At 70.8% G+C, this 15,564-nt stretch carries 14 protein-coding genes; 6 read left to right on the top strand and 8 right to left on the bottom strand.

The genetic code is table 11. From position 1 onward, the window contains the following. The first annotated feature begins 241 nt into the window (after nt 1-241). Nucleotides 242-1,585, top strand: coding sequence for an MFS transporter (locus QRT03_RS01655; RefSeq protein WP_286050681.1), 1,344 nt, complete (start codon nt 242-244; stop codon nt 1,583-1,585). A 311-nt stretch (nt 1,586-1,896) separates the two neighbouring features. Here the strand turns inward: QRT03_RS01655 and QRT03_RS01660 are convergent, their stop codons facing one another. Further along, nucleotides 1,897-2,574, bottom strand: coding sequence for an ICP22 family protein (locus tag QRT03_RS01660; RefSeq protein WP_286050682.1), 678 nt, complete (start codon nt 2,572-2,574; stop codon nt 1,897-1,899). Nucleotides 2,575-2,706: 132 nt separating this feature from the next. Here QRT03_RS01660 and QRT03_RS01665 point away from each other — a divergent pair, with 132 nt between their 5' ends. Next, nucleotides 2,707-3,171: a hypothetical protein gene (locus QRT03_RS01665; protein WP_286050683.1), complete on the top strand. Its 465-nt coding sequence runs from the start codon at nt 2,707-2,709 to the stop codon at nt 3,169-3,171. Here the strand turns inward: QRT03_RS01665 and QRT03_RS01670 are convergent. After that, nucleotides 3,125-5,137: a glycosyltransferase gene (locus QRT03_RS01670; protein ID WP_286050684.1), complete on the bottom strand. Its 2,013-nt coding sequence runs from the start codon at nt 5,135-5,137 to the stop codon at nt 3,125-3,127. The genes QRT03_RS01665 and QRT03_RS01670 overlap by 47 nt on opposite strands. 172 nt (nt 5,138-5,309) lie before the next feature. Here QRT03_RS01670 and QRT03_RS01675 point away from each other — a divergent pair, with 172 nt between their 5' ends. Further along, on the top strand, nt 5,310-6,803 hold the full coding sequence (locus QRT03_RS01675) for a hypothetical protein (RefSeq protein ID WP_286050685.1): 1,494 nt from the start codon (nt 5,310-5,312) through the stop codon (nt 6,801-6,803). On the opposite strand, the gene QRT03_RS01680 is transcribed toward QRT03_RS01675, so the two are convergent. From QRT03_RS01680 to QRT03_RS01690, 3 genes are read right to left on the bottom strand one after another with little or no spacing between them, the layout of a single operon-like run. After that, nucleotides 6,800-7,534, bottom strand: a complete 735-nt coding sequence (locus QRT03_RS01680; protein ID WP_286050686.1) for a hypothetical protein — start codon at nt 7,532-7,534, stop codon at nt 6,800-6,802. The two genes, QRT03_RS01675 and QRT03_RS01680, sit on opposite strands and share 4 nt — an antisense overlap. 29 nt (nt 7,535-7,563) lie before the next feature. Further along, nucleotides 7,564-8,793 carry an alpha/beta hydrolase gene (locus tag QRT03_RS01685; protein WP_286050687.1) on the bottom strand — a complete coding sequence of 410 codons (1,230 nt, stop codon included), beginning with the start codon at nt 8,791-8,793 and terminating at the stop codon, nt 7,564-7,566. Then, nucleotides 8,790-9,260 (bottom strand): OB-fold nucleic acid binding domain-containing protein, encoded by a 471-nt coding sequence (locus QRT03_RS01690; RefSeq protein ID WP_286050688.1) that lies wholly within the window; start codon nt 9,258-9,260, stop codon nt 8,790-8,792. Before QRT03_RS01690 ends, QRT03_RS01685 begins: the two co-directional genes overlap by 4 nt. Nucleotides 9,261-9,913: 653 nt before the next feature. Between QRT03_RS01690 and QRT03_RS32135 the strand changes: the two genes are divergently transcribed. After that, on the top strand, nt 9,914-10,294 hold the full coding sequence (locus QRT03_RS32135) for an effector-associated constant component EACC1 (RefSeq protein WP_425604792.1): 381 nt from the start codon (nt 9,914-9,916) through the stop codon (nt 10,292-10,294). Beyond that, nucleotides 10,284-12,056 carry a caspase family protein gene (locus tag QRT03_RS01695; RefSeq protein WP_286050689.1) on the top strand — a complete coding sequence of 591 codons (1,773 nt, stop codon included), beginning with the start codon at nt 10,284-10,286 and terminating at the stop codon, nt 12,054-12,056. The genes QRT03_RS32135 and QRT03_RS01695 overlap by 11 nt, the downstream gene beginning before the upstream one ends. A gap of 265 nt (nt 12,057-12,321) precedes the next feature. Here QRT03_RS01695 and QRT03_RS01700 read toward each other — a convergent pair whose 3' ends face one another. Further along, the gene (locus tag QRT03_RS01700; protein WP_286050690.1) at nt 12,322-13,206 is read right to left on the bottom strand and encodes a DMT family transporter; all 885 of its coding nucleotides are present in this window, start codon (nt 13,204-13,206) and stop codon (nt 12,322-12,324) included. After that, nucleotides 13,206-14,399, bottom strand: coding sequence for a UDP-galactopyranose mutase (gene glf / locus QRT03_RS01705; protein ID WP_286050692.1), 1,194 nt, complete (start codon nt 14,397-14,399; stop codon nt 13,206-13,208). The genes QRT03_RS01700 and glf overlap by 1 nt, the downstream gene beginning before the upstream one ends. Nucleotides 14,400-14,442: 43 nt before the next feature. On the opposite strand from glf, the gene QRT03_RS01710 reads away from it, so the two are divergent. Next, a complete protein-coding gene (locus QRT03_RS01710; RefSeq protein ID WP_286050693.1) occupies nt 14,443-14,886 on the top strand; it encodes an SRPBCC family protein in 444 nt (147 codons plus the stop codon). Nucleotides 14,887-14,962: 76 nt separating this feature from the next. Here the strand turns inward: QRT03_RS01710 and QRT03_RS01715 are convergent, their stop codons facing one another. Beyond that, nucleotides 14,963-15,532, bottom strand: coding sequence for a heparin lyase I family protein (locus QRT03_RS01715; protein ID WP_286052026.1), 570 nt, complete (start codon nt 15,530-15,532; stop codon nt 14,963-14,965). Nucleotides 15,533-15,564: the final 32 nt, after the last annotated feature.

Raw genomic sequence — 15,564 nt, forward strand, 5'->3', positions numbered from 1 at the left:
GAACGGACGATGGTGAACGGCCGGGGCACTCCGCTCGCCGCTCGGTGATCACGGAGCGCTGTCCGACGCCGCGTCACTCCCTCGGCGCTCACCAGTGCCTCACGCACCGTTGTCAGCACCTTTCTCGGACATTCGCCCGACTGCGCCGAACGGACGATCATGCGCGCCGGGAGGTCGACGCTCCGGTGAACATCGTCGAGGGGGACGGCGTCGGCGGTGCGGTCCGCTAGCGTCCGCGGTCGTGTCCACCGGGTCGGCCGTGCCGCTCTCCCCCACCCCCACGCCCCGCACCACCGGCGCCCTCGTCCGGTGGGCGGCGTGGGACTGGGGGTCGGCGTCGTTCAACGCCGTCATCACGACGTTCGTCTTCACCGTCTACCTGACCAGCGGGGTCGCCGCGGACGAGGCGAGCGGGTCCGCGGCGCTCGCGAACACGATCGCGATCGCCGGCATCCTCGTCGCCGTCACCGCCCCCGTGTACGGGCAGCGCAGCGACGCCTCGGGCGCCGAACAGGGTCGGCAGCGTCGCCTCGGGCTGCTCACGGCGGTGATCGTCGTGGCGAGCGCGCTGATGTTCCTGGTGCAGGGATCGCCGTCGTACCTGCTGCTCGGCCTGGTCCTGCTCGGCGTCGGGACCTTCGCCTACGAGCTCGCCCAGGTCGAGTACAACGCGATGATCTACCGGCTGGCGCCGCCCGGACGCACCGGATGGGTCTCGGGCGTGGGCTGGTCGGCGGGCTACCTCGGCGGGATCGTCCTGCTGATCGGCTGCCTGGTGCTGTTCATCGAGCCGATCGGGGTCATCACCTTCGACTCCCCGGACATGGGTCCGCGCGTCATCGCCCTGGTCTGCGCCGCCTGGTTCGCGCTGTTCGCGATCCCGGTGCTGTTCATGCGCTTCCCCTATCCCGCGCCCCCGGGGGACGTCGAGGCCGCCTCGGTGAGCTGGCTCGGCTCCTACAAGCTGCTCGTCCAGCGCCTGATCCGGCTGGGCCGCACCGATCGGCACCTGCTCGGCTTCCTCGTGGCCAGCGCGATCTACCGCGACGGACTCACCGCGGTGTTCACCTTCGGCGGCGTGCTCGCTGCCGGCACCTTCGGGCTCTCGGCGTCCGAGGTCATCTTCTTCGCGATCGCGGCCAACGTCGTGTCCGCGGTCGGCGCGGTGGTCGGGGGCCGGCTCGACGACCGGATCGGCCCGAAGCCGGTGATCCTCGTGTCGCTCGCCGCGCTGGTCGTCGTGGCGGGGGCGCTGCTCCCGGCGTCGGGGAAGCCCGCGTTCTGGATCGGTGGGCTGTTCCTGTGCCTGTTCGTCGGACCCGCCCAGGCGTGCTCGCGCAGCTACCTCGCCCGCCTCGTCCCACCCGGACGCGAGGGCGAGCTCTTCGGGCTCTACGCGACGACGGGCCGCGCGGTCAGCTTCCTCGCGCCGGCCCTCTTCGGCCTGTTCATCACGGTCTTCGGCGAGCAGCGCTGGGGGATCCTGGGCATCGGGATCGTGCTGCTCCTCGGCTTCCTGGCCCTCCTCCCGGTGCGCGGGGTGCCGGGGAACGTCGGCGCGGGGAACGCGGCGGTCGGACACTGAATCTTCCCGACGGCGGGGCGCTCGGCCCCCGAATTTGACCGAAGGGCCCCTCCGCTCGACTCTTTCGAGCGGAGGGGCCCTTCGCTCATTCCGGACGGCGGGTCGTGGTGCAGCTTGTCGCGGTGTTCCTGCGGTCGTGGCCCACCTTGTCGTGGGGAATCCCAGCGACAAGGTGCCGCGCGGGCGTGGAATTCCCGCGACAAGGTCCGCGGAGCGGCGCGGTGGGCCGAGATCCCGAGTCGTGTGGCGACACGCCCACCAGGAAGGGCGACACGCCACACGAGTTCGGATCTCGGCCCGACGGGTGACGCCTACCGGATGCGGGCCGCGACGAAGCGGACCAGCCGGGACACCAGCTCCCCGACGAACACCCAGAACACCGCGGCGACGAGCGAGTTCACGATGAGCGCGACCGTCGGGTCGGCCGGCAGGAACAGGTCACGGAAGCCGAGGATCACGACGTCGGCCACCCCGGCGACGAACTGTGCGACCCCGTTCGCCGGGTTGACCCCGACGAGCAGCAGCACCACGTTGACGATCAGCACCAGGGCGAACAGCAGCGCGAGCGTCCGCAGCACCGTCGCGATCACGTTGCCGGTGCGCCACGCGATCTCGCCGAGGTCGACCGAGCGGCGCTGCGGGGCCTCCGGCTCCGCCCACGAGGTGTCGCCGCCCCCGCCGCGGGGCCGGGTCTGCTGCTTCTGCGTCGGCGCGTCGTCCGGGGCGGGCTGCTGCTTCTCGGTCGTCTGCTGCTTCTCGGTGGCCTGCTCGGTCGGTCCCGACGACGACCCCTGCGTCTCGGTGGCCTGCTCCGAGGGAGCCGACTGCTGTTCGCCCGACCCCGACTGCTCGCCCGCCCCCGACTGCCCGGCCGACGACGCCTCCTCGGCCGGGGCCTCCTCGGACGAGGACGAGCGGTGCTTCCCGCTCGAGTCCTGACCCGACGACTGCTCGGAGGGCGTCTGCTCCTCGGTCCCCTGCTGCGGCATGGCGGTGAGTGTGACACCGCGTCCCACGTGACCGACGAGCACCGCCCACGACGCTCCGGGCGAAATCGGTTGAGGGACGGGGCGTCGGTCGGTGACGGTGAGCAGCGCCGTTCGACGAGGAGGGAGCCCGCCATGACCGCGAGGTCGACGATCGCCGTGATCCGTCCGTCCCTGGACCGCGCGGACTTCGCCGAGGTGCTCGCCGGGTGGCTCGACGAGGGCATCGCCGCGGCCCGGGGACCCGTAACCGCGCGCGTGGCCGCCATCGTCATCGTCCCCGAGTACCTGCACGCCGCGCCGCGCTCCCAGCTGGCCGAGATGGCTGAGCTGGACTGGACCGGCGTGGTCGTCGCGGTCGCGGCCTACGGCGGCCGCACCCGCGGGCGGCACGCGATCGAGGACGCCCGCGCGGTCCTCGCTGCGCACGGTGCCCTCCTGACGGGGCCGTCGCTCGGCGTCGACGCCGCCCGGGTCCGCGCGCACGGCTTCGACGCGGCCGACGTCCTGCTGCGCGACCTCCTCCTCGACGCGCTCGCCGACCGACCCGTGGTCAGCGGTACCGGGAGAAGACCTGCGCCTCCCACGCCTCGCGGCTGATCAGCTCTCCCATGCCCTCCTGGTAGCGACGGCGCAGCGCGGGCCAGGACCGCTGGACCTGGCGGTGCAGGCTCAGGGAGGTCCGGAGGAGCCGCCAGAACTCCTCGCGGTCCCGCCGCCGGAAGGTCACCCCGGTGCCGTCGGAGGTGGACACGGTGGCGCCGTCGAGCCGGGACAGCAGGAACCACGTCCCGTGCTCGGCGGGCACGTTGCGCTGCGGTCGCTCCGCCGCACCGGGGGCGGTCGGGCGGAGCTGGTGGCGCAGTGCCCCCGCGAGCGCCTTGACCTGCGCGACCTTCCCCTGGGGCGGCTCCGGCCACAGCTGCGCGGCGAGCGCACCGATCGGCGGCTCGGGCAGGTCACGCGCGCTCGGGTGCACCGTCCCGTCGGGGTAGCGGGTCCGCAGCGCCCGCACCTCGCCCAGGGCCGTCGGCAGCGACCCGAACAGCGCCTTGGGCCCGGACAGGAAGTCCCGCATCGCCATCTGGTGCAGCGCGATCGCGGAGTACTCCAGGAGGAACAGGTGCCGCAGGGTGCGCTTGAGCGAGTCCAGCAGCAGCGCGCGCGGGTCGTCCGGACCGTGCAGGGCGGCGGCGACGAGGCGGTTCCGGGCGTGGAAGTAGGCCTGCCAGTCGGAGCTGTCGTCCTTCTCGACGAAGCTCATGTGCCAGATCGCGACGCCGGGCACGGTCGCCGTCGGGAACCCGTGGGCGCCGGCGCGCAGCCCGTACTCGCAGTCGTCCCACTTGATGAACAGCGGCAGCGGCTGCCCGACCTGCTCGGCCACCACCCGGGGGATCAGGCACATCCACCAGGCGTTGTAGTCGACGTCCACGCGGCGGTGCATCCACAGCGTCTCGCGCAGCGAGTCGACCGCGAAGTCGTGGTCGTCCTCGGTGTTCGGCGCCATCTGCCAGAAGAACGTGTGCCGGTCGACGACCTCGCCCATGACGTGCAGGTGCGAGCGTGCCTGCAGCGACAGCATCTGGCCGCCGACGAGCATCGGGGAGCGGGCGAAGCGGGCGAAGGCGAGGGCACGCAGCACGGAGTCCGGCTCGAGGACGACGTCGTCGTCCATGAACAGCACGTGCTCGCAGTCGGTGTGCTCCAGCGCCTCGTACATGATCCGGCTGTAGCCGCCGGAGCCACCGAGGTTGGGCTGGTCGATGATCCGCAGGCGGTCGCCGAGCAGCGCCGCGGCCTCGTCGAACCCGGCCTGGTCGCGGACCTTGGACGTGCCCTGGTCGGGGATGACGACGGCGGTGAGCACGTCGCGCACCAGCGGGTCCTCCCCGAGCGCGCGCAGGGTGGCCACGCAGTCCGACGGCCGGTTGAACGTCGGCATCCCGACGGTGACGGCGGCGCGACCGGGCGCGGGGCGGTCGGCGAACCACCCGCCGTCGACGAGGTCGAGGGGCTCCGAGCCGCTGGAGAGGTCGAACCAGATCCACCCGCCGTCCTCGAAGGGCCGCAGACCCACGGGCACGTCGACGGCGGTCTCGCCGGAGACCGCCTCGCCGTGCACGTGGATCGGCACCCCACGGGCGGTGGAGCGGTAGACGTCGACGCGCCCGGCGCCGCGCAGCCGCAGCCGCAGGTGCACCGTGTCGAGCACCGACCAGCGGCGCCAGTACGACGCGGGGAACGCGTTGAAGTAGGCGGCGAACGAGGTCTCGGTGTGCTCGGGCACCCGCACCGACGTCCGGGAGAGGACCTCGGCGCGGCGCCCACCCGCCGTCGTGAGGTGGAGGACGAACTCGTCCTCCTCCTCGTTGACGGTGCCGGGGCGTTCGGCGGTCGGCGCGGCCGACTTGAGTGAGGTGGCCGTGCCCTCGTCCAGGTAGAGCGAGCGCACGCTCGTCGGGTCGGCGGGCCGCGGCAGGATGATCCGCTGGAGCAACGCGGACTCCAGCTCCCGCGCGGTGAGCTCCGTGCCCGTCCCCGCGGCCTCCTGCGTGCTCGTCATGGCACCGACGGTAGCGCCCGGCCGCCCGTGCACCCGTGTGCCCCCGCCGGGCGCGGCCGGGTGGCGCAATCCCCCGTCGAGGTGGGGAATGTCCGTTTCCTCCGGACCGCCCGCCGGGAAGGTCGCGAGCACCCACCGACCCCGGGAGGCACCGATGTCATCCGCTCCTGCCGTGCCCTCGACGGGGGCCCGTCTCCTCGGCCCGGCGGCCGGCGTCGTGTCCGACGTGTTCGGTCCCCCGCTGCGGGCGCTCGGCCTCGTCCACGCCCGGCGCAGCAGCGGCCGGGCGGGCCGCACCCACCTCGAGGTGCGCGGGCTGGACGCGCCGGGCGAGGCCGGGGCGCGCAAGGCGCTGGTGGAGGAGCTCCTCGCGGTACCGGGCGTCGAGGGCGCCGTGGTGAACGCGGTCGTCGGCCGGGTCGTGGTCGACCACGCCCCGGACGTGGCCCTCGAGCGCCTCGTCGCGGTCGTCGAGGAGGTCGAGCGCCGGCACGGCCACGCGGACGCCGCGCCCGACACCGACGGCTCCCACCCCGCGGACGTGACGCCGTGGTCGCGGCAGGCCCTCGCGCTCGGGTTCGACCTCGCCGGCCTCGGCCTGGCCGGCGTCGAGCGCCTCCTCGGGCTCCTCCCGGTCACGCGCCGCGTCCCGCCGCTGCTGATAGGCACGCTCGGCCTCCTGGACGCCGTCCCGGCGTCCCGCGGCACCGCGGAGTCGACCGCGGGCAACGCCCCGACCGAGTCGTGGTTCTCGCTGGGCAGCGCCGGGCTGCAGGCGCTGGGCAGCGGCCCGCTCGGGCTCCTCGTGGACGCCTGCTACCGCGCGATCCGGGCCGACGAGGCCGCGTCCCGACGCCGGGTGTGGCAGGCCTGGGACGCGGGCGCCCCGCTGGAGCGGCACGCGGCGGAGCCGGTCCGGGCGTACGAGCGGCCCGGGTCGCTGCGGCGCGGGCCGGTGGAGAAGGTCGGGGACACCACCGGGGTCGCCACGCTCACCGCCTTCGGCGCCGCGGCGGCCCTGCTGCCCGAGCGCGCGGCGGCGGTCCTGCTCGCCGGGACACCCAAGGCGGCGCGCTGGGGTCGCGAGGCCTACGCGGCGGCGGCCCACCACGCGGTGGCCGAGGCGGGCATCGTCAGCATGAGCCACTCCGCCCTACGGCAGGCCGACCGCGTCGACGTCGTCGTCCTGGGTGAGGGACTCGCCGAGCTCGCCGACACGGCCGCCGTCGTGGGTCGGGTGGTGGTCGTCGACGACGCCGCGACCGGGTACGCGGTGCAGCGGCTGCAGGAGGCCGGGCGTGGGGTCGTCCTCGTGTCCGCCGACGACGCCGAAGGACTCGCCGCGGCGGACGTCGGGATCGGGCTGGGCGACGAGGCCCCGTGGACCGCCGGGCTGCGCTGCGCCGACACCGACCAGGTCCGCGCGGTGCTCGCCGCCGTGGCGGGGGCGCGGGCGGCCTCCATCCGGGCCGCCGTGTTCGCCCTGCTCGGGTCGGCGGCGGGCGCTCCGATCGCCGTGACCACCTCGCTGGTCGGGCTGACCGGACGCGCCAACGCCCCGGTCAGCCTGGCCGCCCTGGCCGCGATCGGCGTGAACACGTGGGCCGGGCGCACGTCCACCCGCTCGGCCCGCCCCGTTCACGAGGGGAGGATCCGGGCGTCCTAGTGGTGTGAGGGTTCCCCTCGCGCGGGGACGGGGAGGCGCCAGTGCGCCGGCTCGCGGTACGCGGCGAACGTCGCGGCCCGGCTGGACTCGAACTCCTCCGGCAGGGCGTGGACGCCGCCGTCGCGCCCGATGTTGTCGCTGCGGCTGGCGAGCGGCCCGACGAAGCGCATCCCGGTGGCGGCCGCGATGCGCTCGACGCCGAAGTCCCAGCCCGCGCCCGCCCCGTCCCACGGCGCGCGGGCGGCCTCGAACCACTGCGGCGCGAGCAGCTCGGTCCACCGGTCGGCCCACGTGCCCCACACCCATGCGCTGAAGTCCGTGTCGGCCAGGACCTCCGGCGGCTGCGGCGCGGGACGACGGGAGAAGGCGCAGGCCGCGAGGACGCCCGGCTCGTCGGGCACCGCGTCCAGGCACTCCAGGACGTCGTCGCCCACGACGATGTCCTCCTCGCACAGCACGACGAAGCCGGCTCCGGACGCGAACGCCGTCGACAACGCGTGGTGCGGGTTGGCCCGCACCCCACGGCGCTCGGCGTTGACCTCGACCTCGACGGCCCGCGCGACCCGCCGTCGGGAGAACTCCTCGATCACCGTCCGGCAGCGCGCGAGCTCGGCGCCCGGCTCGACGATGAAGCGGAAGGGCCGCGCGGACAGGCCACGCACCGCGGACCAGGAATCGAGCGTCTCGGCGAGGTAGCCCGGGCGGTCGCCCGACACGGTCATGGTGATCACGCGGGCAGGTACCCACACGGCGCGGTGGATCACTGCCGCGGGCAGGCCGCCCCGGGTGTCGGGATGCCGAGCCGGGACGCCATCCAGGGCAGGGACTGCGCGAACGCGGCGGAGAACACGTCGAAGGTGTGCCCACCCTCGGGCACGAGCACCGAGCACACCGCGATCCCGGCCCGCCGGGCCTCCGGCACCAGCGCCGCCTGCGCGGCCGCGGGCTCCGGGTCGGCGTCGCCCACATGGAACCACGCGCCCAGCTGGGCGAACCGCCTCGATGCCAGGAGCGAGGCCGGTTCGTGCGCCGCGAACGCGGCCTGCGACCCGCCGAACAGCTGGCTCACCGCCGACGCCACGTCCGCGTTGGTGTCCCCCGCCCGCGGTCCGGCGAGGCCGGAGCGGTCGCCGAACGTGTGGAACAGGGTGGGGTGGCACAGCGCGAGCACGATCGCGCACGAGCCGCCCTCCGACAGCCCCGCGACCGCCCAGGCGGCGCCGGTCGGCCGGGTCGCGAAGGTCGCCGTGACGTAGGCCGGGACGCCCTGGGTCAGGTAGGTCTCCACCCGGCCGACGGGGCCGTCCAGGCACTCCGAGTCCGCGTCCGTGGACCCGTTGACGTCCGGCATGACGAGGATCGGGGCCCGGCCGCCGTGGGCCGCGGCGAAGGTGTCCGAGGTCTGCGCGGTGAGACCGCCGTCGATCCAGTCCTGCGGCGTCCCCGGGGTGCCGTGCAGCAGCACGACGACGGGCAGGGCGGGTCGCGGGCGGGCGAAGAAGGCGGGCGGCACGTAGACCATGGCCGGGCGGGCCGCGAAGCCGGAGGCACGCGCGTGGATCGTCACGGGGGCGCCGACGCCTGGGCCGGGATCGCTGTCGCGGCGCAGGAGATCGTCGATCGTCTCCTCGTCCGACGGGTCCTGCCCGACCGCCTGCCCGAGCGTCAGGTAGTACTCGAAGTGCAGGTTGAGCGCCGCGGCGGCGGTCAGGAGCAGGGCGACGACGAGCGCGACGACGGCGAGCGCGCGCCGGACCCGTCGTCGGGCCAGCACCACGCCGAGCACGGCGAGCAGCAGCAGGACGACCAGCAGCGCGCCGAACGGCGCGTCGGTGATCGCGGTGTCGCCCGGGTCGCCGCCGGCCGCCACGGCGATCACGGCGACGAGCACCGCCGCCAGCGCGGCGAGCACCCACACGGCCCCGCGCAGCGCCCGGTGCCGCCGCGGATGCGCCCGGTGGGTGCCGTGGTGCTCCGGCGCCCGTGTCACGGGGACGCAGGTGCCGACGGCGAGGGCGCGCCGCCGGCCACGGCCGGCACGAACAGCGGGCCGAGGCCGGGGACGGCCAGGAAGCCCTCGGCACCGGCGTAGAGCAGCCCGACCCGCGGCAGGTCCGCCGGGTTGCGGTAGGCGAGGACCCGCGGCAGCCACTGCGGGTCGAACTTGGCGTTGAAGTCGTGCTGCGACCGGACCAGGAAGAACGGGTTGAGCACCCCGACGGCGCGCCGGGCGACCCGCTGCACCGGGGTGAAGGGCACGTCGTCGGTCATGACGGTTCCGGTGGCGCCGACCCAGTCGCCGAGGCGCAGGGCGTCGACCGCCCGATGGGCATCCGCGCCGAGCACCGCGATATCCAGGAACAGCTGGATCCTCCCGGTCCCGTCGCGCAGGTCGGCGAACCCCAGGTACCCGTGCCGACGGCGGGCGACCAGGCGGCCCGCGATGCGCACCCGCACCCCGGTCACGGTGTCGGCCGCGAGATCGGCGAACTCCTCGCGAAGCGCACCGACCCCGTGGTCGACCTCGAAGCGGTACGGGGGCCGGGGTCGCCTACACAGCTGACACTTATACCGATCGTCACCACGGGGAGGAAGAGAACAGGACTCAGGTGCCCATTCGTCACGCATTCGCCGACGCGCTGTGATTAGAGGGTCATCGCTCCCTCGCCCGGCGCGGTCACGCTCGACCGCCAGGACGGCGGTCCCGACCCGAGCGACTGTCTTAAGTAGGACGGCGAGCAGGTCTGCGGCTCTAGAAACTGTCGGCCCTGAAGCAAGGCACGGCGCCAATCGTGAAGAGGCGATAGCACTCTGGCGCCGGTGTAGGAGCAACTTGAGGAGGACCCGCTTGAGCGCACTAAGGGTCTCGGCCTCGGACTCGGCTAATAAAGAAACATTATGTAACTGAACGAACACGTGCGGTTACCTGCCGGGACCGGGATAGCGGACAAGACATGTACCTAGGGGAACCGAGTTGCGCTGAATGGGTGGTTCTGGTCCACCAGACGTGGGTACCTGGCACCGCGCTGACTCGTCTCAGTAGGACTTAGCGATAGTCAGGAGCACGCCCAAAGGAGGTACGAGTCGTGCCAGAGCCCTCGTCCGGCCTCGTGCAGTGCAGGTTGTTCTTGACCCCAGCGGAAGGTGCCGATCCTGTCTCTCGGGAGCGGGAGTGTAGGCAGCTACGCAGCGAACTACTCAACATCGACGTTGAGGCCGTTGACTTTGGCGAAGCTCGGCAAGAGGCTGGCGCCAAGGGCGACGCAGTCACGTTGACTGAACTTATCGTTACTATGTCGGCGTCGGGCGGTCTACTACCGCTTGTAATGGCCACTGCGCAAGAGTGGATTAAGAGACGAACTCAATCGCATAAGCTGACAATTTCTATCAACGGGAGCTCCCTTGAACTGGAGACCGCGTCACGTCGCGACATCGACCGCCTCGTGAACGCGTTTATGGAGAACCAGGACGAGGACCGCAATGTCGAGTAATCGCCACGCTCTCCTCATCGCGACGAACGTCCATGACGATCCTACGATCGCTCAACTGAGCGCTCCCGAAAATGACGTCGAGAATCTGGCTGAGGTTCTTCGAGATCCAGCCGTCGGAGGGTTCGAGGTAACAACCCTAGTCAATCTTCCCTCGTACGAAGTGGGTGACAAAGTCGCGTCATTCCTTCAGGCTAGATCGGTGCGAGACCTGACTTTGCTCTACTTTTCTGGACATGGCATCAAAGACGACCGGGGCGATCTACACTTCGCCTTCAAGAACACTATTCAGGAGCGCGTCGCCTTTTCGAGTGTTTCTGCCGAGCAGATCAATCGAGCCCTGGACGATTGCCGTTCAACGCAGAAGGTCGTGATCCTGGATTGCTGCTATAGCGGGGCTTTTCCGATCGGAGTGACCGCGAAGGCAGACGACAAAGTGGGAACCTTATCTAGGCTATCTGGACGGGGGCGCGTGATTCTTACCGCCTCTGATGTCACCCAGTTCTCATTCGAAGGCAAGACACTTGTGGATGGGGTGGAACGCGCCTCCTCTTTGTTCACGAGATACCTCATAGAGGGCATCCAATCTGGTGATGCCGATCTTAATGGAGATGGCGACATCTCCTTGGACGAGCTTTACGGGTACGTGCACGACAAAGTTGTTACGGAACGCCCTAGTCAGAGGCCGAAGAAGCAAGAGAATCTAGAGGGTCGGATCGTATTCGCTTGGAATCATCGGTGGTCTCTTCCGCCTTGGATCGATGCCCTCCTCGCAGGGGAGATCCCAGCGGCGCGGTTGCAAGCAATCGAGGCCATGAAGGAACTCCATGGCCGCGGAAACGAATCGGTGAAGACGCATATCTCGGCGCGCCTAGCGTCGATCGCCGAGAACGATGACAGTGTCACGGTAAGGTCGGCTGCCACTATTGCCATGGCTAAAAACCGAACACCGCCGCTCCCCACCCCTGATCGAAAGATGCAACCTCGAACGCAAGAAGTTCCGGTTGAGAGGGAGAAACCACCGAGAGACCACGGGGACGTCAGCGATCCGACTACGAGAGGAGTCGGCACTACTTTAGGAACAAACGAAAGGAACCAGTCCAAGACCGACACGCCGACTTCTGCGCGTCCGAGCCGCAGAGCGTCCGGTGCGATCAGTTCGCCCCGCGCAGGCGGAGTGCAGAAGCCCGTTACTGCGGCTTCGTCCGACAATAAGCTGATACCATCGGGATCCCGCATATCAAAGCTAGAATCCTACCAGAAGGAAGTGTTGGTAGCCGTAGGGTTCCTTGCAGGCGCGATCATCCTAGTTGTAGTGCTTAGTATCACGGTCGATTCCGATTCTGGAACGAGCGCCGGATCGACCCCTCAGGGATTCATGTCGTCGATGCTCCCTACGGCGTTCCCCGGATCAGTTACATCGGCGTGCTCGAATGCGCCTCTAAGTGTAGATGACGCGGCTGCCGCTTCCTGCAAGAATTCTGACGGATCGACTACGACGTATCACCAGCTCGTCGGCGGACGTGCAACTTCGACCGTTTCAGTCGATCCGACGCAGAGGGAACTATCCACGACGACCAACCGATGCGGCTCGATTAACACGGGAATCGTTTACGGGGGCGGGCTTGCCGGAAACAACTACATCCCGGTCAATCTGACGCTGTTCACTGGCAAGTTCTACGCGCAGGTGAAAGGCCTCCCAGGCCAGTCACAGTCGGAGCTGCCTCAGCCGGCGGGCAACTCGACTCTACTATGCGCCCCATAGGCCGATCGCGGTGGCCCGAACCAGCGCGAATGAACGCCGCGAACGGTCGAGAGCAGGAAGGCGAGCTGCGCGAAAGCCTCACTTCTAACTTCCTAGTTCACTGGACTACCCGACAGGGGGCCACGGCACTCCCACCGCCGCCTTTACCCTCCAGCATCACGTACTGGTCCCGGCGCCGTGATGAACCCCAGAGGCCCGCGCTGCTTGAAGCAGCCTCTCCTTTGTTGGGCACAAGATCGCTGAGAACTGACCGCGTTGCCCAAGCCTAGGGTTTCCAAGGTTCTGCCGTAACCGCGTCCTCACCTGGTGCGGTCGCGCTCGACCGGGCCAGCACCACGGTCGCCAGCACCGCCGTCGCCACCAGCAGGCCTATCAGCACCCACTTAGCACCGTCGGCCCGGACCCGCTCGCCCAGGACGGTCAGACCGAGGAGCGCGGCCACGAGCGGCTCGCCGACGGTGATCGCGGGCAGGGTGATCGCGAGGTCGCCCGCCTGGAACGCCGCCTGCTGCAGGTACGTCCCGCCGACGGCGGCCGCGACGAGCACCCACGTCTCCCACCCGAGCAGCAGCGGCACGATGCCGTCGGCGAGCAGGTCGACCACGGACTTCGTCAGGGCCGCGAGGACGCCGTAGGCGATGCCGGTCGCGACGGCGAGCGCCGCGGCCCGGACCCGGCCGCGTCGGCGGGCCGCCAGGACGAGGCAGCCGACCAGCACGAGGACGAGCACGCCCCCGGTCGGGGTCCAGGCCGCGAACGGCGCCCGGTCCTCGCCCGCCGTGGGCTCGCCGACGACCAGGAAGAGCGCCAGGGCGGCCGCGAGCACCAGGGCCCACCCGGCGTCGCGGGCCGTCACGCGGCGCCCGCCCGTGGCGGCCTCGAGCGGCAGGGCGAACAGCAGAGTCGTCACCAGCAGCGGCTGGACCAGCAGCAGCGAGCCGACGCCGAGGGCGGCGGCCTGGACCACGAACCCGCCACCGTCGCCGACGGTGCCCGCCCACCACGTCGGCGAGCGGACCAGGCGACGCAGCAGCCCGAGCCCGCCCGCCTCGTCGTCGGGAACCCCCGAGGCGGCCCGGCGCTGGGCGACGGACCCGACCGCGAGCAGCAGCGCGGCCAGCAGCGCGAGCGCGACCGCGAGGCCGGTCATCAGCCCTCGAGCGGGTCCGCGCCGTCGAAGTCGACCCCGGAGGTGAACCAGGGGGCGATCCGGTTGTCGAACATCGTCAGCGCCGACCCGATCGCCATGTGCATGTCGAGGTACTTGTAGGTGCCGAGCCGGCCGCCGAAGAGCACCTTGCGGTTCGTCGCCTCCTTGCGGGCGAGCTCGCGGTAGCGCTCGAGCTTGGCGCGGTCGTCCGGGGTGTTGATGGGGTAGTACGGCTCGTCGCCGGACTCCGCGAAGCGCGAGTACTCCCGGACGATGACGGTCTTGTCGGTCGGGTAGGTCTTCCGCTCCGGGTGGAAGTGCCGGAACTCGTGGATGCGGGTGAACGGCACGTCGCGGTCGGCGTAGTTCATCACCGGCGTGCCCTGGAAGTCACCGGTCGTCTCCACGACCTCGGGGACGAAGTCCAGCGTGCGCCAGCCGAGCTCGCCCTCGCAGAAGTCGAAGTAGCGGTCGAGCGGGCCGGTGTAGACGGTCGGGACGTCCTCCCCGAGCTCGTCGCGGACGTCGAACCAGTCCGTGTCGAGCCGGACCTTGATGTTCGGGTGGTCGGCCATGCGCTCGAGCCAGGCGGTGTAGCCGTCGACCGGCAGGCCCTCGTAGGTGTCGTTGAAGTACCGGTTGTCGAAGGTGTAGCGCACCGGGAGCCGGCTGACGATCGATGCCGGCAGGTTCTTCGGGTCGGTCTGCCACTGCTTCGCCGTGTAGCCCTCGAAGAACGCCTCGTAGAGCGGGCGGCCGACGAGCGCGACGCCCTTCTCCTCGAAGTTCTGCGCGTCGTCGACGTCGATCTCGGCGGCGTGCTCGGCGACCCAGGCCCGGGCCTCGTCGGGCGTCATGGCCTTCCCGGCGAACTCGCAGATCGTCGCCAGGTTGACCGGCATCGGGTAGACGCGGTCGCGGAAGATCGTGAAGACCCGGTGCTGGTAGCCGGTGAAGTCGGTGAACCGGTTGACGTAGTCCCACACGCGCTTGTTCGAGGTGTGGAAGAGGTGCGCGCCGTAGCGGTGCACCTCGATCCCGGTCTCGGGGTCGGGCTCGGAGTACGCGTTGCCGCCGAGGTGCGACCGGCGCTCGACGATCAGCACACGCTTGTCGAGTTCGGTGGCGGCGCGTTCGGCGATCGTCAGCCCGAAGAAGCCGGAGCCGACGATCACCAGGTCAGGCTGGGCCATGCACGTCACGGTAGCCGGGCCCTCGTGCGGGTAGCCCGGGGGCATGCCGACCGTGACGCGGACCGCGACCTCGCACGCCCCGCTCGAGACCGTGCGGGACTACCTGCGGGACTTCTCGAACGCCCCCGAGTGGGACGCCGGGACGATCACCTGCGAGCCGGTGGACCCGGCCACGCCGGTCGGGGTCGGGAAGCAGTGGACCAACGTCTCGGAGTTCCGCGGCCGGCAGACGACGCTGACGTACACCCTGGAGGCCGACGAGCCGGAGCGGATCCGCATCGTCGGGCGGAACAAGACCGTGACCAGCGAGGACGAGATGGAGCTCTCGTCCCTCGGCGACGTCACCACCGTCCGCTACACGGCCACGTTCACCTTCCACGGCGCGGCGAAGCTGGCCACGTTCGCGCTGATCCCGGCGCTGCAGAAGCTGGCCGACGACGCCGAGCGCTCGCTGCAGGCCGCGCTGTCGAAGCTGCCGACGTCCTGACGGGTCCCTCTGCCGAACGAACGGCACTGTCGCAGCTTCTAGGGGCGCGAGAGTGCCGTTCGTTCACCGGGGGGGATCAGCCGCCGACCGCCGCGCGCGTGTTGCCGATGCGCGCGCTCTCGATCGTGTACTTCGCCGGCAGCGTGATCGCGGAGTCGCGGTAGATGCCCATCTTCCAGTAGCTGCCGACCGAGGCGGTCCCGGAGGAGGTCGGGTAGAGCGTGCCGCCGGCCGGCTTGTAGCCCGCGAGGACCTGGGTGCCGTTGTTCCAGATGTCGACGACGCCCTTGGCCGGGTCGCGGGAGAAGAAGATGTGCACGACCAGGTCCGTCTTCTGCCCCGTCACGGCCGGGCCGAGGACCTGGCCGAACAGCTTGGACCCGGCGGGGTGCCCGTAGCCCCCGGAGAGGTTGAGGTTGCCGTCCCGGACGGTGATCTCCAGCGGCGGTGAACCGGTGCCGTCGTTCTTCCACTGCGTGAGCAGCTGCCAGGTGTTCACCGTCGTCGGGAAGTCGGTCGGCAGGAAGAAGGAGAAGCGGAACCAGCGGTCCTGCCCCTCGGTGAACGACGCCGTGGTCGGGACGATCTCGGTGCGCGTGCCGCCGCCCGGCATCGTGAACTGGGCGGCCTTGGCCCCCGACGTCACGGGCGAGTTCACGATCACGGGCGCGCTCGCGC

The organism is Actinomycetospora termitidis (genome assembly GCF_030286555.1).
In the GTDB taxonomy this organism is placed as follows: Bacteria; Actinomycetota; Actinomycetes; order Mycobacteriales; family Pseudonocardiaceae; genus Actinomycetospora; species Actinomycetospora termitidis.